The organism is Crocosphaera sp. UHCC 0190 (assembly GCF_034932065.1).
Lineage (GTDB): Bacteria > Cyanobacteriota > Cyanobacteriia > Cyanobacteriales > Microcystaceae > UHCC-0190.
Map to the genome: position 1 here is coordinate 213,353 of NZ_JAYGHP010000005.1, position 20,463 is coordinate 233,815.

Genomic DNA, 20,463 nt, shown 5'->3' on the forward strand with positions numbered 1-20,463 from the left:
TCGATTATAGCTAACTCCAGATCTTTTTCCTTTTCGCCTCTGGGGGTTCTACAATAGATTATGTTCTACCAAATATCAACTCTGTAGGGGCTTAATGGTATCGGGCTTAATGGTATTAAGCCCCTAGGATGGGGGTTATTGTTGTAACTGTCGTTATTTATGTTTTCAAAAAGCAGTTTACAGGCGCAAGGCTTTTCCACCATCCATACAATACCATGTCAAGTCAAGCTTGTCAAGCCTAATTCTTACAAGAAAATGCGACGCTATAATTTTGATGTCGCCATGTCCTCTGGATAATCCATAAAATTATTATGACTCAAAAAAACGAAACTCCAATTCTTATTTTATCCCTCCTCATTACTGCCGGAATTTTAGGGGGTGGTTATTGGTATTTTACCCAAAAATCAGGAGAAACTACCTCAAATAATCCCCCTCAATTACCCAATAATAATCAAGTAAACTCTCGTATTAGTTTAGGGGATGAACTCTTAATTGCGGCTGACAGTACACCTCAAAAAAAAGCAGGAATAGCTGCCTTTAAACAAGGAAATTATACAGAGGCGATCGCACAATTTAAAGATTCATTAAACCTACAACAAAATGATCCAGAAACTCGGATCTATTTAAACAATGCCAAAGCAGCAACTAATAACCCGATCACAATTGCGGTTGTGGTTCCCATTGGTGGAAATTTAAACATTGCCAAAGAAATGTTAAGAGGGGTTGCCCAAGCACAAAATCAAGTTAATCAAGAGGGTGGAATTAACGGAAAATCCCTACAAGTTGTCATTGTTAATGATGATAATAACCCCGAAACTGCGGCAAAAATAGCCAATGAATTAGTGCAAGATAACAGCATTTTAGCTGTGGTTGGTCATAATTCCAGTGATGCCACATTAGGGGCAGCACCCATCTATGAAAAAGGGCAATTAGTGATGATTTCTCCTACCAGTGATGCCAAACAAATTTCAACATTAGGGGATTATATTTTTCGGACTGTTCCTAGTATTCGTTTCCAAGCCGATCAATTATCTCGTTATCTAATTAATACGGCTAAAAAAACTAATATTGCTATCTGTTTTGATTCCAGTGCAGAATATAGTAAATCCTTAAAAGAAGAGTTTACTTCCGCCATTTTTGCTGATGGAGGCAAAGTAATTGAAATTAATTGCGATTTAGAAGCAGCTAATTTTAATGCTTTAGATGCTATTTCTGAAGCAACAAAACAAGGGGCAGATAGTTTATTATTGATCCCTACAGTTAACAATATTAATCCTGCCATTGAAGTTGCACAAGCCAATCAAAATCGTTTATTATTATTAGGAAGTTCTACCCTTTATACCTTTGAAACCCTCAAAGCAGGACAAAAAGCAGTGACAGGAATGATATTAGCTGTTCCTTGGTATCCTGACACAGTAGGGGGCAATGGTTTTATTAGTCAAGCTAAGCAATTATGGGGGGGTGATGTGAATTGGCGTACTGCCTCAGCTTATGATGCAACTATGGCGATTATTACTGCTTTAAAACAGGGTAATCTAGATCGTCAAAGTCTTCAAAAAAACCTCTCCAATCCTAATTTTTCCGCTCAAGGGGCAGGGGAAATGATTAAATTTCTACCATCAGGCGATCGCAATGGTGGTTCAATTTTAATTACAATTATTCCTGGCAATAAAAGCAGTACAGGTTTTGATTTTGTCCCTTTAAAATAGTAGGGGTAAACGGAGGTTTTGCCCTACAGAGTTGACAAATTGAAGGATTTTTCTAATTCTTCTAGAACCAAATCAGTAATTAATTTAATACGATAATTACAAGCTTTGGTTGCTGTGGAATTGAAACTGCCATTTTCCCAATATTTATTACTCCCTGCACCCCCACCACAAACCCCAAAATAATCACAGGTTTGACGACAGGAATCAACTCCTTTGGTCATATCTTGATAAATTTGTTTGAATTTTTCACTGTTACAAATGGATTCAAATGTATCAGTTAAAACATTGCCTAAAATAAAATCGCCGTAGGGTTCAGTATGGATAGATAATAATTCAGGATCAAAGGTTGAAAAGTTTCCTAAATAATCAATGTTAACAATACCAAAGGGATGATTCATGTCTGTTTTTGCCAGACGTTTATTATCACAAATCAAACCACAAATTGACTCAAATTCTCTTACCTTCAGTTGATCATTCGTTTGTGCTGTTAATTCCCAAAATCGTTGCATAAAATCATAATAACGCTTTTCAGTTCCTGCTTTTTCTAAAGAAGATATTTGATTAATTCCTTCTATTTCTTCCATATTAAAGGCAACATCAATAATCCCATTATCCCAGAAAAAATTAAAAATTTCGTCAGCATAATCTAAGGATTTTTGGGTAATAACAGCAATTATATTAAAATAAATCTCATTTTTTTGTAGATAACGAATACCCCTCATCACACTTTCATGACTGCCCAAACCTGTGCGAGTTTGTCGATGAGAATTATGTAAAAAATCTGGGCCATCAATACTAACACCAACACAGATGTTATGCTGTTTAAATAAATCACACCAAGCTTGATTAATTAGGGTTCCATTCGTTTGAATAGAATGACAAATCGGAATTTGTTGCGAATTATATTTTTGATTAGTAATCTCAATTTGTTTAAAAACTTCTTCATAGAAAGAAATCGGCACCGCTAAAGGTTCTCCTGCGTGCCAACAAATATCAAGATATTCCCCCAGAAAAGGACTGGTAAAAAGAGCTTTAAAAATTGGTTCAATCAGATCAAGAGAAAGTTTATGTTTTAAGTCTCGACTGGGTAAATAACAATAATCGCAATTCAAATTACAAAAAGGTGTGGGTTGAATCACCACCAAACTAATCGGCCCAAAAGATGAAATATCAATCAATTCATTGTTCATTATTTCTCCTATTGATCATGATTACCAACGATTAATAAAACTCCCATTTCCCCAGGGACGACGATTGTAAAAACCGCCTCTATCTCCCCAAGGATTACGATTAATAAACCCCCCACCACCATGATTATTGGCAAAACCTCCTCGACGGGTATCAACCCAAGTTCCTCCACGTCCATCTCCCCAACCTCTTGCCATTAAATCATCTGCTTGATTTTCATCTGATAATTCAATCCCTCTTTCTTGCATGGCTTCTGTTAAGCGAGAAAGACGACTTTCTATGGTTAAATTAGCATTGGATAAAGTGGAATTAGCCTGAGTAACAGAAGCGGTTAAGGTAGAAACGGCTAAGAGAAATCCAACACAGGTAATTTTAGTCGTCAGTTGCAAAATCAGATTCTCCTTTTAGGAAAGTTACTCTTAAAACTATAGCAAAAAACAGGCCTTTTAATTATCACTAACGGTTAAAAAAGCTACCTCTATCTGTCCAAGGACTCCGATTGACAAAACCGCCACCCCCACCCCCAACATTGGCAAAACCGCCGCCACCACCGCCACGATTAGTAAAGCCACCACCCCCACCTCCAATATTACCAAAGCCACCCCCACCCACGCGATTACCAAAACCTCCGGCTATTTGTTGCCCTCCTTCTTTCTCAAATGTGTCTAGGGATTGAATATCTCGCTGTTGTATCGCTTCTGTAATCCGAGAAAGACGATGCTCAATCTTACCTGTAACACTCTTATTATTGGACATTTCGGTGCTTGCTACTGCGGAAATGCTCAGAGTAGCAACGGCTAATAAGAAACCCACAAAAGTAATTTTAGTGGTAATTTGCATAATTTTCTATCCTATGATAAAACTCTCTTAAGCACTTTAGCAAAAAAGCTAAGCAAATAATCATGATTGTTAAATTTGTTTACCTTTTGTTTACAGAGTTGCTGAAAACAGTGACAATTATTTTAGGTTTATTTTCTCATCAATTTAACAGGAGAAACCATGTTTAAGAAAGTATCATTAATTGCCTTAAGTTGGCTGGCGATTCTGGCTATCCCTAGCCAAAGTTTAGCAGAAACTGTGATTGAAAGGGTAGCGAGAACAGGCACATTAACCGTTGGCGCGAGGGTTGATTTAGTTCCCTATTCCTATGTGAACGATAAAGAAGAGTTAACGGGTTATTCTATGGATTTAATTGAATTAATTCGGGAACAGTTAGAAAAAGATCTTGGAAAAAAAGTTAAACTTAATATTGTGGTAGATGATGAAATTGGTGATCGCATTCAAAGTGTTATTAACGGAGAGATAGATATTGTTTGTGATACAATTTTTACTTGGCAACGGGATAAATTCGTTGATTTTTCTTTGGCTTACACCGTATCAGGGATTAAGTTATTAGTCAAGAAAGAGAGTAATTTATCTTCCCCGGAATCTTTTAAAGGTAAACGGATTGGTATTGTTAAAAATTCCCTGCGTCAAGAAGCCATTAAAGTGATTGAATCTCAGGTGACAATTGTTAATCTTAATAGTCTAGAAGAAGGGTTAAAAGCAGTAGCAGACGGTAAAATTGATGGGTTTGCTTTTGATGGCACTATTTTAGAAGGAATGCGGCAAACATTAGCCAATCCTGATGCTTATAAAGTCGTGCCGAATGAGTCTTATTTTAGACATGGAATTGCTTGTATGGTTCCTGAAAATGATTCGACTTTTTTGAATTTGGTTAACTATACTATTGCGAAAATGATGGATGGTTATCTAACAGGTGATTCTCGCTATGTTGAGATGATTAATCGTTATTTTGGCAAGGATGGTATTGTCACAATTCAACCTGATGTAATTCGTAATTTCTTTGAGATGATGATTATTACTCGTGAGCAAATTCCCCCCAAAGAAATATCAGCAGAATAGTCATTTAAAAAATAATTATTTCCATTGACGAAAAGCGTCTTTCCAAGTTTGCCAAAGGGAGAGAATTTTGTTTCTTCCTTTTTCAAAGATGGCAGCTAAGATAATTAGAAGAATACCTAAGCCTAATCCTAGGAACCATTTCAGAGGAGCATATTCAACACTTAAGACAATTAATTGATACAAAACTGTCAGCATAAATGTGATGGTTCCCACATAGAGAAATGCTTTAATTTTTAATCCTAATCCCCAGGTTATTGTTCCTAAGCTAATCAGCAATGGGATGATTCCAGATGTTTGATAAAAAACCAGAGCAGTTATATTGATTATTCCCATACCTAATAGACGTAAAAAATAACGTTTTTTGGGATTTAAACCATGTCTAAAACTGCTATCAAATTGAGCAATATGAAGAATAAATGAACCAATAACCAAGGAAATTGTTAGATCATTTAATAACTGATTTTCATAAAGAAAACGAATAATTGCCCAATCGACAAATCCTAAACTAATATAACTCCAGCGAAGATTATTTTGATTGATCCCTACTTGTAGATAAAAAATAGCTACTAATAATAAACTTTCATAGGAAATATCTCTTGTTGTGATCAATGCTAATAAACTCGGAATTAATAAAGAAATTTGTTTCCAAGGTTGAGCATTCCATCCTAACTTTCCCCAAGGTAAATAATAGATAACAAAAGCAATAATCCCAAAAATTCCAGCATAAGCTGAATCAAAAACGCTTAATTCTCTCCAAATTAAACGCATAAATATAAACGTGCTTATCATATCAATCAACCCAATATATACCCATAAATCTTTGAAGACAAATGTTTGAGATGCTCTCGTAATATTATTCTGATCTCGCCCTTGAATAAACGCATAAAAAGATAAAATTAGACTGATAGAAACATTAATAGGATTCAAATAAGGAGTGACATCTGTCAGGAGAAAAGTGATCGCTGCTGAAGCAATCACAACGGTTTTTAAACTTGACGCAATCCCCCAATGAATATGAGCAATTATTGAGATCTCTTCTAACCTTAAATTCAAAAAAGTTTGATATCCTTTTAACCCCACAATCCAAGCAGAAACACGGTAAATTAAGGCGATAATTGCGGTAATTAAGGCGATTAATAATAAACGATTTAATAAATTTATTTCGCTGTCTTTTATTATTCCATAAATAAGCCATTCATAAACCCCAAGGGTGAGCAAACTAAAAGAAAGATAACTATAAACCTTTTGTTGAGGAAAACGACAACCAACCCCAACCCCAATTAAGGCAGCTACAATCGTTATTAATCCTGTATAGTAACTAAAATAATTGAGTCGCCAAAGAATTGAAAATATAGCAAAAAATAGAGGTAATAATTGAAAGCTTATAATCGAGGATAAGCTAGGAAATTTACAGCTTAACTTCTGAGTTATAATTAAGGTTAATCCAGCAATAATAAGATTAATAATACTAATTTTAAACCAAGCAAATTCTCCCAATAAAATACTATGAATAATCAAAAGTTCTAAAGCCCAAGTTATCCCACAAATTGCCCAATTATTCAGATTTTTTCCATGACAAAAAATAATCATTATGATAATAATAGAAGGAGCAACGAGATGTTGCCAAGTGGAACTGATTGCAGAGTGACTATCAAAGATAATTAAAAATCCAATTAAACTAAAGCGAAATAAAAGAACAAGACAGGCAAGAATTCCCCAACTATTAGTTGCTTTTGTATAAATAATTGCTAGGGGATGATGAAACCTTTGTAACCAACGACTTAACCCCCAAAGTGCCATTAAAAGAAATCCATCATCTAAAATAGTACCTGGGAAATCAAGGAATTCTATTAAGTTTCCTTCAAAAGTTTGCCATAAGCTAAAAATTCCCAGACTAATGGTAAAACCAATTTGAATTCTCGCCGCAAATGGATTAAGAAAAAAGTAACTATTGACTAACATTAAAACTGCTCCAATACCTAACCCAATTAATCTAATATAAGGTTGCCAAAGGGTGAGAGATTGGGCTAAAATCAAGGAATAAGTGCTTAAGAATGCTGCTCTTCTTCGCTTTTTATATCCTTTAAAATTAGTGATAGCAACGCCAGTTAAAGCTAGGGGGGTAAGAAACCACCATAAAACCACAGGTTGAGGTATTCCATTATTCAGAAAACTTTCAAGATTTGGCCATAATAAAAGATAACTTAATCCCCCTAAAATAAAGCCTAAATAGCGACTACTATTCTGATAAATTTTTAACCTAGGAATATTAATATTAGCAATTAGCCATAACAAACACATCAATCCTAAGAAAACTTGTGACCATTGGCTTGTCGAAAAAGAGGGAAATCGCCAATAAATAAAGGCACAAATGCCTAAAATACCACAAATATTGGTAATATAAATTAATAGAAATCTGATCGGACTGGGGTGACGACTGAGATAAATTAGTGTTGCTGTAGATAATAGTAAATCAAGCGATCGCCATAAAGGATTAACAAAAGCAATCCCTGATAAAACGATAGTCATAATGAGGATTAAGTAATCGCCAAATTGCCCAAGTTTTGGCTGTGATTTGCGATAAATCCACTGGGTAAAAATAGCAAAAATTACAACATAAGGAAAGAAAATAATACTATAAATAGCCGGAGCAAACTTAGCCGTATTAGAGATATTTGCTGCCCATTCTAGCATCTGTTGGCGCAAGACTAAAGGCCATAATCGATCTAACAAAAATAGTCCTTGTAACCCAATCATAAAAATAGCGAATAAATCCCGTTTTTGCCAATTTCGACGCAATCTTTGACTAAAAAAATGTATGGCCAAACAACTCACAATAGTTGATTGCCAAGGCCATGACTCTTTTATTCCTGCTAACCAACCACAAAAGAGCAAAACTATGCCAATAACTTCTAAAAACGGTGTAAAACTATAGGTAATAAGCGGTTTTTTTCGTTGTAATAACCAACCTAAAATTCCAATTCCTAAGCTCAATTCTTTAACAGGAAGATGGGTAATAAAAATTCCTCGCAATAGTAAAACAAAAAGGTTGTAAACAATAAACCCTTTCTCTAAATCTAGAGAATAACGAGTCACAGTATGGGGAATTCTCAAAAACCTTAAAATTAAAACCGTTGTCAAGATGGCACTATAAATCGCTAATAAAGGAAAATTGGTAAAATTCCATCCCCAATTTAAACAACTTAGGATTAAAATATTAATAAAAATCAGCCAGCGATGATGCCGTTTGCTGTAAGAAACAAGAATATTAATTAAACTAGTAGAAGCAATGATACTGAGAACTAATTCTGCCCAATTATCTCCTAATTGTAAGCTATCCATAGCCCAAAAATTAATGGGAATGAGTAACCAAGAGATGGCCGTTAAGGTTTTAGAAGTCAACCTTAAATGGTGTTTTTTAGTTGTCCTATATCCCATCCCCCAAAAACTCAGGGTGTATCCCCATAAGATAATATATTGTAGAAAATTTGGTAAATTTTGCCATTGGGTTGCTGCTAATAAACCGGAGGAAGTAACAACGAGAAAAACTCCTAAAAATAGCAACCAACGGACACTTAATTCTTCTCTAAATCCTTGCCCAATTTCTTTGATAAAATAACTGAATTGTTGAAGGGATGAAGTGAGTGCGGAGAGAATTGCTTGGGGAGTAAAGGAAAGGGAAGTAACCTCTACCATTTTTTTGTCTTCCCCGCTGGTTACTATAGCAGATTTAGGTAAAGAACAACATAAATGAGTTTCACAAATTTCTTTGACTTGTTGCTCGCTAATTAATTCTAATTGCAACCAATGATCTAACCCTTGAAGAAATGCTGGATTTGTTGCATCAATATTTATGTTCAGATTTTTTTGAGATGATGAAGGATCAGAAATCATAGTAATACAAGGGTTAAATTCGCAACAACCGACTGTCTTTATTACAATCAAGCTATCTTATTCAAGAGTCTACTAATTACTTAACCAGTATAGATAAAATATCTTAACCAAAACAAAATCTTTTTAAGGTAGTCTACCTAGGGAACTGAATGAGATTGATTTGTTAATTTAATCTTAACAATTGAGTAAAATTGTTAAGATTAAATCTTTATTGATTTTTGTGTTCAAATCTCATCACAAAAATTACATTAATCGACAAATCAAGCAAAAACAAGGAATAATTAGATTGAGTCAGAAATTACCGCTAAACTCTCGTAATTTATGGATTGATAAGGACAGAATTGATTGCTATAAAAGAAGTCATTAACTTCCTGGGGTCTAGCTCCCAAAAGTCGAGAAATTCTATGGCCGCTACGAATCAAAATGCTGAAAACGCCCGATTAAAAGCAAGTGCAGAAGGTGTATCCTGGAAAAAATGGGGCCCTTATTTAAGTGAAAGACAATGGGGGACGGTGCGAGAAGATTATAGTGATGATGGCAATGCGTGGGATTATTTTTCTCACGATCAAGCGCGATCACGGGCCTATCGTTGGGGAGAAGATGGACTAGGAGGTATTAGTGACGATCATCAAATTCTGTGTTTTGCCTTAGCCTTATGGAATGGCAATGATCAGATTCTGAAAGAACGGTTATTTGGGTTAACAAATAGTGAAGGAAATCATGGGGAAGATGTCAAAGAATATTACTTTTATCTCGATAGTACCCCGACTCATTCTTACATGAAGTATCTCTACAAATATCCTCAAGCAGAGTATCCTTATGAAGATTTAGTCAAAACTAATCAACAAAGGAGTCGGGATGAATTAGAGTATGAATTGCTTGATACAGGCATTTTTGATGATGACCGTTATTTTGATGTTTTTGTGGAATATGCAAAAGCAGATACTGAAGATATTTTAATTAAAATTAGTGTGGCTAATCGGGGGCCAGAAACAGCAAACATTGATGTATTGCCTACTTTGTGGTTTCGTAATACTTGGTCTTGGGCCGATGGAGGAGTAAAACCCATTATTCAAAAAGTGGGAAACAGTGCGATCCATGCTCATCATACCGATCCATTGTTCCAAGAACTTCTAACAGACTATTATCTTTATTGTGACCGAACCGTTCCCCTATTATTCACCGAGAACGAAACCAATAATGCCCGTCTGTTTGGTGCGCCTAATCCTAGTTACTACGTGAAAGATGGTATCAACAACTATGTCGTTAATGGACAACGAGACGGGGTAAATCCCAGTCAAACAGGGACTAAATGCTCTCCCCATTATCACTTAACCGTAGAAGCCGGAGCAACGGAAGTGATCTCTTTACGTCTCACGAAAACTGCCCCTAGTGAAATAGACGATCCTTTTGCCACCTTTGAAAGCACATTTGGGACCCGTTTACAAGAAGCGGATACCTTTTATGATTCAGTGATCCCTCCGTCCATCAAATCCGACAGCGATGCAGTCGCATCCCCGCAGCGAGACCGTATTAATGTGATGCGTCAGGCCTTAGGGGGGATGTTGTGGACGAAACAATATTTCTACTATGATGTCGATAAATGGCTAGAAGAACATAATATCAATCCGTTATTGGGATCAGAACAACGAAGCCAAATCCGCAACGGTGAATGGTTCCATATGTACAGCGACGACATTATTTCCATGCCCGACAAATGGGAATATCCTTGGTTTGCCGCTTGGGATCTCGCCTTTCATATGTTGCCCTTGGGCATCGTTGACTCAGACTTTGCCAAAGAACAGTTAGACTTGATGTTGCGGAACGACTATATACACCCCAATGGTCAAATTCCCGCCTATGAGTGGAACTTTAGCGATGTTAACCCCCCCGTTCATGCCTTTGCCACCATGCAAATTTATTTAATGGACAAGGCCCGTAATGGAGGTAAAGGGGATCTGGACTTTCTCAAATATGCCTTCTCAAAATTGCTGATTAACTTTACTTGGTGGGTGAACCGCAAAGACAGCGACGGTAACAACGCCTTTGAAGGGGGCTTTTTAGGACTCGATAATATTGGGGTCTTTGATCGTAGCTCTCCCTTACCCACAGGAGGCTCTTTAGAACAGGCAGATGGAACCGCATGGATGGTCTTTTTTAGTCAACAGATGTTACGCATTGCCGTAGAACTTGCCCTCCACGATCCTCTGTATGAAGAATTTGTCAGTAAGTTCTTTGAGCATACCATGTGGATCGCCGGGGCCATGGATCGCCGGGGAGACAATAAAGACGAAATGTGGGACGAAGAAGACGGGTTCTTCTATGATGTTTTGAAGTTGCCCGATGGAACAGCCATGCGCCTGAAAGTGCGATCGCTGGTAGGACTCTTACCTCTTGCTGCTGTGGCCATTTTTGACGCAGATGATATCGCCAAATTACCTCACTTCTACAAGCGGGCTGAAGCTTTTTGGACTCGTCATTTTGATCTGATCGAGAATATACACCTTCCCATTAAACAAGGGGCCGCCGGTCGCTATATGCTGTCAGTGTTCACTGAGGAGAAACTGCGTAAAGTGTTGGCACGAATGCTCGATGAAAACGAGTTTTTCAGTCCCTATGGCATTCGTTCTCTTTCTCGTTATCATGAGGATCATCCCTTTATCTTTCACCATGCAGGAGAAGAATTTCGAGTCGATTATCTACCAGGAGACTCGAATACAGGAATGTTTGGGGGTAATTCCAACTGGCGTGGCCCGGTGTGGATGCCTGTTAATATGTTATTCGTGACAGCATTACAGCGACTCTATACCTTTTATGGTGATGGCTTCAAGGTAGAATGTCCCACAGGATCAGGACAGTACATGAACTTATTGGAAGTGTCCCTGGAACTGAGTGAACGACTGACTCGCCTTTTCTTAAAGGATAGCAATGGCAACCGTCCCGTTTACGGGTCTGCGGAAAAATTCCAAAAAGACCCCCACTGGCGCGATCTAGTGCTGTTTTATGAGTATTTTCATGGAGATAATGGGGCTGGCATTGGGGCGAGTCACCAAACGGGTTGGACGGGGTGTGTGGCTTCCCTAATCCAAAGATCGGGCATTTTAACCCCTGATGTGGTGAAGGAACTCCTAGGGAGTTCGGATATTGAACTCGATGCCATTCGCAAGTTCCAAGGACAATAAACCCCTAGGGGTCAACGGCCGTTGACCCCTACAGCAAAAATAAACAATCATGCCTAATAATCTTCATCCTTCTCTCTATCAGATCAATACTCGTGTCTGGCTAAATCAACTCTCTCGTCAACTCGGCCGTCAAGCTACCTTAGATGACATCCCAGATAGAGAACTCGATCGCCTCGCTAATTTAGGGTTTGATTGGGTTTATTTTCTCAGTATCTGGCAAACAGGAGAAATGGCCCGTCAAGTCTCTCGCACTAACCCCCAATGGTTGGCTGAATATCAAGAACTTTTACCCGACTTACACGAAGATGATATCTGTGGGTCAGGGTTTGCCATTACAGGTTATACCTTAAATGCCAATTTGGGGGAACCGGAGTCATTAATTCGTCTGGGCGATCGCCTACATCAACGGGGCCTCAAGTTGATGTTAGATTTTGTTCCTAACCATACAGCCCCCGATCATGATTGGGTTCACACTTTTCCTGATTATTATATTCCTGGTGACGAAACCTTACTCAATGAACAACCCCAAAATTATATTAAGATAGACTCTCCCCAAGGGTCGAGAATTTTTGCTTATGGTCGTGATCCCTATTTTGATGGTTGGCCAGACACCCTACAACTTAATTATGGCAATTCAGACCTGCAAACTGCCCTGATCAATGAATTATTAACCATTGGTCAATGGTGTGATGGGTTACGCTGTGACATGGCCATGTTAATGTTACCCGAAATTTTTGAGCGGACTTGGGGTATTGCCACCGAACCCTTTTGGCCCAAAGCGATCCCCCAGGTACGGCAACAAAATCCTGATTTTATCTTCATGGCCGAGGTTTACTGGGATCTAGAATGGACATTGCAGCAACAAGGCTTTGATTATACCTACGATAAACGATTGTATGATCACCTGAGAGATCAGTCTCCTCGTCCCGTTCGAGAACATTTTTGGGCCGATCTTGATTATCAGAGTAAATCCGCCCGTTTTTTGGAAAATCATGATGAACCTAGGGCCGCAGGAACCTTTGATCCGGCTGTTCATCAAGCGGCGGCAGTTTTAACCCATTTTTGTCCAGGGTTGCGTTTTTTCCACCAGGGACAGTTAGAGGGATGGACTCAGAAAATATCGGTTCACCTGGGACGAGGACCCCAACAACCCAATCATCACGACTTACAAGGGTTTTACCGCCAACTTCTCGAAGGGTTGCGTTTAAATGCGGTTCGGGAGGGAAAATGGCAATTATTGCAATGTCAACCGGCCTGGGAAGATAATTGGACTTGGGATTGTTTTATTGCCTATGGTTGGCAAGAAAATCAGGGCGAACGAGTGATTATTGTGGTCAATTATGCCGCAAATCAAAGTCAATGTTCTCTAGGCCTTCCTTGGTCAGATTTAGCGGGCCAAAGGGTACAATTTCAGGACATGATGAGTCCTACTTGTTACGAAGTTGATAGGGATAATTTACTTTATCTGGATTTTTCTCCCTGGCAATATCAGGTACTGAAATTGGTTTAACAAATAATGGTAATGGGGTAATGATCAGAGAATAAATTACCCCAAAATTTAGATAAGTGAAAATGGAACAATAATCTTGATTTATCCTAAAATAGAAATCATAATCTCTAGGATAAAATAATCCTGTGTCAATTTCTATAATTATTATCAATGCTTTCTCAAATAAAAGACCTAGCAGAAAACCTTTTTCCTAGACTGATAGAAATTCGCCGTCATCTTCACGCCCACCCCGAATTAAGTGGCCAAGAATACCAGACAGCGGCCTATGTCGCGGGGGTACTTTCTTCTTGTGGTATCCATGTTCAAGAAGCAGTAGGCAAGACGGGGGTTGTCGGGAATTTAGGAGGAAATGGCACAACAACAGACATTTTAGCCATTCGCACCGATATGGACGCTTTACCCATTGAGGAACACACAAAACTCGAATTCGCTTCCCGTAAACCTGGTGTAATGCACGCCTGTGGCCACGATGTCCACACAACAGTTGGCTTAGGAACGGCCATGATTTTATCTCAATTGCGGGAACATTTGCCAGGGAACATTCGCTTTATCTTTCAACCCGCCGAAGAAATTGCTCAGGGCGCAAGCTGGATGGTGCAAGACGGGGTGATGCGGGATGTTAAGGGCATTTTGGGTCTTCATGTCTTTCCGTCCCTTCCTGCGCGTTCTGTGGGCATTCGCTACGGGGCCTTAACGGCCGCTGCTGATGATATTGAAATCTTTATTCAAGGAGAGTCTGGCCACGGGGCCCGTCCCCATGAGGCGATCGATGCCATTTGGATCGCCTCTCAAGTTATTACGACTCTACAACAAGCCATTAGTCGCACTCAAAACCCCTTACGTCCCTTGGTGTTAAGCATTGGACAAATTAACGGTGGCCGGGCCCCCAATGTGATCGCTGATCAGGTGAGAATGGCCGGAACTGTGCGATCGCTGCATCCTGATACCCATGCTAACTTACCACAGTGGATCGAGGGAATTATTTCTAATGTTTGTAATACTTATAATGCTAAGTATGAAATGAATTATCGTCGGGGTGTTCCTTCGGTTCAAAATGATCTTCATTTAACTCAAATTTTGGAAAGTGCAAGTCGGGAAGCTTGGGGAAATGATAATGTTGAAATTCTGCCTGAACCCTCTTTAGGGGCTGAGGATTTTGCTTTATATTTACAACAAGCCCCAGGTAGTATGTTCCGTTTAGGAGTCGGTTCTCCTAACAAGTTAAATCATCCTTTGCATCATCCTTTATTTGAAGTTGATGAATCTGCTATCCTGACAGGAGTGGTGACGTTAGCCTATAGTGCTTATAAGTATTGGCAAAAGGAGAGTAGCTTTTGTTAGATAGATTAATCAAACTCAACAGGCTATAAGTCTGATACTAATAATTTCCCCATCCACCAGTTCTAGACGATAATTAGGATAGGTTGACTACATCTCTTGTAAATCTTGTGTCGTGAGAGGTAAAATAAAACAGTATTTCATGATCTAGATGGCGGAAACACTTTAGTTTTTTCCGTCACTGTTTATTCAGCAACGCCGATTTAAAAACCTAATGGAACACCTTAAAACTCCTAAAATTTCAATAGTCTTACCGAGTCTGAACAATAGACAATACCTGGAAGAAAGACTTCAGACAATACTTAACCAAACTTTTACTGACTGGGAATTAGTCATTATTGATAACTATTCAGATGATGGTGCTTGGCAATTGATCGAAGAATTTGCCCAAAAAGATTCTCGTTTGAAGATTTCTCAAGCTCCGAGAGAAGGAATATATGTAAACTGGAATAATTGTATTCGTTTAGCTCGTGGGGAGTATATTTACATTGCTACTAATGATGATACAATGAAGCCCGATTGTTTGGAAAAAATGATAGGAGGGTTAGAGAAATATCCCGAATGTGATATCTGTCATGTAAAGTGTGAAATAATTGATACTAAGGGGAAAACATTAAAAGGATATTGGGAGAGATTAGCATCCTCACAGTTTTACGGTGACTTAATAAATAAAAGTCATATTCGTTTCGCTCCTTATGATGGGATTCTTTACTGCGCTCTTGGTACAGTTTATTTTGGTCCATTACAGTTATTAATTCGCCGTTCGGTGTTCGATAAAGTAGGATTATTTCGTTCAGATTGGGGACCAGAAGGAGATTTTGAATGGGGAATGCGGGCTGCTTTAGTCTGTAATACTTTGCACATTCCAGAGACTCTAGTAGCATGGCGTATTCATTCCCAACAATCAACTAATATTGAAGCACATAAAACTTCAGATCAGAAAGTTCGATTTATAGAAATGGTGCAAGCAGCTTTACCGATTCTTAAGAAATATAATCCTGAATTTTACCAACGATTGCGTCTAGAAAAACTTCTCTTTATTTATAAAAGACAGCAATTAAGAGCAGGGATTAAAGAAACCAATAAATTTCATGACAAGGTTATATATGTTTGGAATTTATTTCAGATTAGTCCGACATTTTTAGTAGAGTTTCTATACCGTAGAACTTTGTTCCCCAGAAATCAAAGTGATGACTTTACTTATATTCGACAAGAATTAAAAAGATTAGGTTTAGAACCAGATATTTCTCTATGCTGCGATGCCTAGAATGTTCAATCGGAGCAATATTTCTGATCAGTATTTGTATTTATATAATCATGACAAAAATTTCAGTTATTATTCCAACATATAATTCTCAAGAAACCATTGCCACTTCTCTTGAATCAATAATTAATCAAGACTATAGGGACTATGAAATTTGCATTGTTGATGGAAGTTCCAATGATAATACAATTAACATCATTCGGGAATATTGTAGGCGTTTTGAATTTATAAAATTCCTTACGGAAAAAGATGATGGTCCTTATGATGCGATGAATAAAGGTATAGATATGTCTAGTGGAGAATGGCTACTCTTTTTAGGAAGTAATGATCTAATTTATGAGAATAATACCTTCCAAAAGATTTTTACAGGCTCTATTCCAGAGGAAATTGGTTTGTTGTATGGCAATGTTATAATCTTAGATGATATTATTGGTTTAGGTAAAGCTGGTCAAATTTATGACGGTGAATTTAATCTAGAAAAATTGTTACGAAGAAACATTTGCCATCAGTCTATTTTTTACAGGCGTTCTCTTTTTAAAAGATTGGGAAAGTATAACCTCAAATATCCAGTTTGTTCTGACTGGGAAATGAATATGAGATTTTTTTCCAGTACAAAAGTTTACTATTTAGATTTAACTATTGCTGGTTTCAGTGGTGGCGGTTTGAGTTCTAGAAAAGAGATCAAAGATCCCATACACGATGAATTATCGTTATTGAAAAGAAAATACTTTATGAACTACCTGGTTTATCGCAAAATTAATCGTATATTTAATCGTTTATTTTGGTTCCGTCGCCAAAACGGGTGAACCTAGAATGCAAAAGGGTATTAAAACGTTACTAGAATTCTACTCTGCAACTATGACTGATCTTGCTAACTATAAGAACATCCTCACTGATTTAATTACCAAAAACCGTGATCGCGTGGATTATTTAGCCATTCGTCTCGAAACCTCCCAAGGCACCAGCATCATGTTACGGGGAGACAAAATAGATACCCTCAGCGAAGGCATTTCTACAGGAGGACAAGTCAGAGCCTGTTATAAAGGAGGGTGGGGGTTTGCCACCTTTAACCAATTATCTACCTTACCTCAACGCATAGAAGAAGCGATCGCCGCAGCAAGAATGGTAGGAGATGAGGAAACTATACTCGCACCTATTGACCCCATTCAAGCAACCTGTCAGTTACCCTTCACAGGACGAGATCCCCGTCAGGTTCCCTTATCAGAAAAAAAGGCACTGTGTGACCACTATAACGACATTTTACGCCGTCTTAGCGACCAAATTACCACCACTACCGTCCGTTATGGAGACAGTACCCAAAACATTATTTTAGCCACATCAGAAGGCACGTTAATTGAGCAATCATGGGCCGATCTCGAAATGCGTTTTTCGGCCACTGCGAGAAATGGGGATAAGGTGCAAACAGGAAGGGAAACCACCGGATCACGGCGCGGTTATGAAGATTTAATGAGATTGGATGAACAGGTACAAGGGGCCGGTAAACGGGCCGTCAATGCTCTAATTTTGCCCCCCGTCAAAGGCGATCGCTACACAGTGGTGATCGACCCCGTTTTAACAGGTTTGTTCGTTCATGAGGCATTTGGCCACCTCTCCGAAGCGGATATGTTATACGAAAATCCCGATCTTTTGGAAGTGATGAGTCTGGGCCGAACGTTCGGCCCAGAAAGTTTACAAATTTTTGATGGGGCAGCACCTCAAGGGCATCGCGGTAGTTATTTTTATGATGATGAAGGTGTCCCCGCAACTACCACCCAATTAATTGAAAATGGTGTCATGGTGGGGCGATTACATTCCCGTGAAACCGCAGGAAAATTAGAAGAACATCCGACCGGAAATGCTCGCTGTTTGAATTATCATTATCCTCCTTTAGTTCGGATGACTAATACTTGGATCGAGCGAGGAAATACCCCAGTTAAGGATTTATTTTTGAACATTAAAGAAGGAGTTTATGCTAAAAATTGGTTAGGAGGAATGACAAATGGAGAGATGTTTACTTTTAGTGCAGGGGAAGCTTGGATGATAAGAAATGGGCAAATTGCTGAACCCGTTAGAGATGTTACTTTGTCGGGCAATGTGTTTAAAACCTTAGCAAATATTGAGGCGATCGGCGATGATTTTTATTGGGATGAATCTGGGGGTTGTGGTAAAGGGGGACAAAGTGGTTTAGCTGTTGGTTGTGGGGGCCCAAGTTTAAGAATTAATGATGTAGTAATTGGGGGAGAAGCTGAATAAACTGTTCAGCTTTTAAGTTGATTTGACAATTGAACTAATTCTTTGAGGCCTTATACTATTATTAATGTAGGGTGGGCATTGCTCACTTTATTCTTTATTGTTTGTTCAAATCTCAAGACAAATGCACATTGTTTATATGTATAAGGCGCAGCATAATAACTTTATTGTCCATATAAAGCTCGTAAAGTCCACGATAATTGGATTGAAAATCTTCTAATGTTAATCCAAGTTGTTTGGCATTTTAGGGTAAATTATGTACTGAACGTTCGGTATAAAACCATCCCAATACTAAAGCGTGACAATAAGTCAAGAAGAGAGCCATAATGAAAATGTAAACTGAAGCAAAATTACTTTTATGACAGTATGATCATCCATCTCATCAGTTGGCTTTAACCATGAAACCCAACAATGTGAAATTAATATTTAATTATATGAGTCAGACATTTACAAAAATTCTAAAACTCGTTAAAAATCAGGAGATTAAAATATCAGCACATGGTTATGATGAACTGGCTAATGACAATATTTTTGTCAGAGATATTATTAATAGTATAATAGAGGCTAAAATTATAGAAGACTATCCCGATTATCCTAAAGGAGCTTGTGTGTTAGTCTTACAAAAAGACGCTCAAAATCAGCCGATTCATGTTCTCTGGGGAATTCCTAAAAATGCTGAATCTCCTGCGGTTTTAATTACAGCTTATCGACCAGATCCTAACCTTTGGAAAAACAATTTTATGAGGAGAAAAAGATGAAAACTAAAATTCAAACTAAAATTATTCATGAAGGAGAATATATGGCAGAAATTGAAGTAACCATGACTTACAATGATGATGAATGGTCGCCTTATTTATCTCTTGAAGATGCTGAAAAATTAGATAATGTACGTTTAGCCTTACGTCAAAATGATCTGAAAACGGCTGCTAAACTTGCCTGTATTTATCATCTAACACCTGTTAGGGTATATTGACTTCTCCGCACCAATTCCCACAAAAAACTGATAGTGGACTTTTTTCGCCCCTTTAAACCTTAAAAAAAACAAAAATTAGCAAGCGATCGCTTATCAAAAAAAAAACTCGATTATCTCCCCTTAATCTAATCTTCCCAATTCCCTGAAACCCTGACCCCATAAGATCCTAAAGAAAAACAAAAGATCCTTAAATCTGTCCTAAAAAACCTCATCATTTCCAGAAGTTGGCCTTACCGTTATTAGATAGGTAATCGTCTACCCCCCATCAACAACTGTGAAGATTCCAAGTAACATTATCACCCTAATCGTTGGTGTCCTCATTACTTTAATCAGTCTTTGGTATGGTCAAAATCATGGCCTGATGCCAGTAGCTGCGTCTGAGGATGCAAAACAGGTGGACAATATATTCAGCTTTATGATGACCATTGCCACCTTCCTCTTTCTGTTAGTAGAAGGGGTTCTCATCTACAGTGTCATTAGATTTCGTCGCCGTCAAGGGGATCAAACCGATGGCCCCCCCATTGAAGGCAATGTCCCTTTAGAAATCCTTTGGACAGCCATTCCTACCATTATTGTTTTTATCCTTGCCATCTATAGCTTCGAGGCTTATAACAATATGGGGGGACTTGATCCCATGACTTCTGGTAATGCGGGCCCTCAACAAATCGCCATGGAGGGGCATAATCATCAGCTTGCCTTGGGAATTGGCAGATCTTTCGATGAAAACGGCGACAACCCTCCCTTAGTCGTGGAGGTCAAGGCCATTCAATACGCTTGGATTTTTACCTATCCTGATACGGGTATTGTCTCCGGTGAACTCCATGTTCCCAAAGATAGACCAGTAAGACTTAACCTCAACGCGGGAGATGTTCTCCACGCCTTTTGGGTTCCTCAACTGCGCTTAAAACAAGATGCGATCCCTGGACGGGAAGCAATTATCGGCTTTACAGCGAACCTTGAAGGCAACTACCCCATCATCTGTGCTGAATTATGCGGGGCCTATCATGGTGGCATGAAATCTGTTCTCTACGTCGAGAATGCAGAGACTTACGCCCAATGGGAAGAAAGCAATAAACCCGTTCAAGAGGCCCGTTTGGATGAAACCATCCCTGTGAATCCCCAAACCCTCTCCGATGGGGAATTCTTAAGCCCTTATGCTCAAGAAATGGGTATCAAATCGGAAACTGTGGCCCAATTAGTCGGCCACCATCACCATTTCTAAGGAATTCTATCGATTCATTGAACCTTCT

At 38.5% G+C, this 20,463-nt stretch carries 15 protein-coding genes; 11 read left to right on the forward strand and 4 right to left on the reverse strand.

Features of this window, described 5'->3' with window-relative positions; translation table 11 throughout:
• The first annotated feature begins 311 nt into the window (after nt 1-311).
• The gene (locus tag VB715_RS10290) at nt 312-1,709 is read left to right on the forward strand and encodes an ABC transporter substrate-binding protein (RefSeq protein WP_323301105.1); all 1,398 of its coding nucleotides are present in this window, start codon (nt 312-314) and stop codon (nt 1,707-1,709) included.
• Nucleotides 1,710-1,732: 23 nt separating this feature from the next.
• On the opposite strand, the gene grrM is transcribed toward VB715_RS10290, so the two are convergent.
• The 3 genes from grrM to grrA (VB715_RS10305) form a co-directional block, all read right to left on the reverse strand.
• Nucleotides 1,733-2,899, reverse strand: a complete 1,167-nt coding sequence (gene grrM, locus VB715_RS10295; protein ID WP_323301106.1) for a cyclophane-forming radical SAM/SPASM peptide maturase GrrM/OscB — start codon at nt 2,897-2,899, stop codon at nt 1,733-1,735.
• 21 nt (nt 2,900-2,920) lie between these two features.
• Nucleotides 2,921-3,286 carry a GrrA/OscA1 family cyclophane-containing rSAM-modified RiPP gene (gene grrA / locus VB715_RS10300; protein ID WP_323301107.1) on the reverse strand — a complete coding sequence of 122 codons (366 nt, stop codon included), beginning with the start codon at nt 3,284-3,286 and terminating at the stop codon, nt 2,921-2,923.
• A gap of 67 nt (nt 3,287-3,353) precedes the next feature.
• Nucleotides 3,354-3,737, reverse strand: a complete 384-nt coding sequence (gene grrA / locus VB715_RS10305; protein ID WP_323301108.1) for a GrrA/OscA1 family cyclophane-containing rSAM-modified RiPP — start codon at nt 3,735-3,737, stop codon at nt 3,354-3,356.
• A 159-nt stretch (nt 3,738-3,896) separates the two neighbouring features.
• Between grrA (VB715_RS10305) and grrP the strand changes: the two genes are divergently transcribed.
• A complete protein-coding gene (grrP, locus tag VB715_RS10310) occupies nt 3,897-4,802 on the forward strand; it encodes an extracellular substrate binding-like orphan protein GrrP (RefSeq protein WP_323301109.1) in 906 nt (301 codons plus the stop codon).
• A 15-nt stretch (nt 4,803-4,817) separates the two neighbouring features.
• On the opposite strand, the gene VB715_RS10315 is transcribed toward grrP, so the two are convergent.
• On the reverse strand, nt 4,818-8,696 hold the full coding sequence (locus tag VB715_RS10315) for a hypothetical protein (RefSeq protein ID WP_323301110.1): 3,879 nt from the start codon (nt 8,694-8,696) through the stop codon (nt 4,818-4,820).
• A 404-nt stretch (nt 8,697-9,100) separates the two neighbouring features.
• Between VB715_RS10315 and VB715_RS10320 the strand changes: the two genes are divergently transcribed.
• The 9 genes from VB715_RS10320 (at nt 9,101) to VB715_RS10360 (ending at nt 20,435) form a co-directional block, all read left to right on the forward strand.
• Nucleotides 9,101-11,878 (forward strand): MGH1-like glycoside hydrolase domain-containing protein, encoded by a 2,778-nt coding sequence (locus tag VB715_RS10320; protein WP_323301111.1) that lies wholly within the window; start codon nt 9,101-9,103, stop codon nt 11,876-11,878.
• 49 nt (nt 11,879-11,927) lie between these two features.
• On the forward strand, nt 11,928-13,388 hold the full coding sequence (locus VB715_RS10325; RefSeq protein WP_323301112.1) for an alpha-amylase family glycosyl hydrolase: 1,461 nt from the start codon (nt 11,928-11,930) through the stop codon (nt 13,386-13,388).
• 150 nt (nt 13,389-13,538) lie between these two features.
• Nucleotides 13,539-14,729 (forward strand): M20 family metallopeptidase, encoded by a 1,191-nt coding sequence (locus tag VB715_RS10330; RefSeq protein WP_323301113.1) that lies wholly within the window; start codon nt 13,539-13,541, stop codon nt 14,727-14,729.
• Between the two features lie 211 nt (nt 14,730-14,940).
• Nucleotides 14,941-15,993: a glycosyltransferase family 2 protein gene (locus VB715_RS10335; protein ID WP_323301114.1), complete on the forward strand. Its 1,053-nt coding sequence runs from the start codon at nt 14,941-14,943 to the stop codon at nt 15,991-15,993.
• Nucleotides 15,994-16,043: 50 nt separating this feature from the next.
• Complete coding sequence (locus tag VB715_RS10340; protein WP_323301115.1) at nt 16,044-16,796, forward strand: glycosyltransferase family 2 protein; 753 nt, start codon at nt 16,044-16,046, stop codon at nt 16,794-16,796.
• Nucleotides 16,797-16,848: 52 nt separating this feature from the next.
• Entirely contained in the window at nt 16,849-18,243 is a 1,395-nt protein-coding gene (locus VB715_RS10345) for a TldD/PmbA family protein (protein WP_323301116.1), read from the forward strand.
• Between the two features lie 431 nt (nt 18,244-18,674).
• Nucleotides 18,675-18,998 (forward strand): DUF4258 domain-containing protein, encoded by a 324-nt coding sequence (locus tag VB715_RS10350; RefSeq protein ID WP_323301117.1) that lies wholly within the window; start codon nt 18,675-18,677, stop codon nt 18,996-18,998.
• Nucleotides 18,995-19,213: a hypothetical protein gene (locus VB715_RS10355; RefSeq protein ID WP_323301118.1), complete on the forward strand. Its 219-nt coding sequence runs from the start codon at nt 18,995-18,997 to the stop codon at nt 19,211-19,213. Before VB715_RS10350 ends, VB715_RS10355 begins: the two co-directional genes overlap by 4 nt.
• A gap of 274 nt (nt 19,214-19,487) precedes the next feature.
• On the forward strand, nt 19,488-20,435 hold the full coding sequence (locus VB715_RS10360) for a cytochrome c oxidase subunit II (RefSeq protein ID WP_323301119.1): 948 nt from the start codon (nt 19,488-19,490) through the stop codon (nt 20,433-20,435).
• Nucleotides 20,436-20,463: the final 28 nt, after the last annotated feature.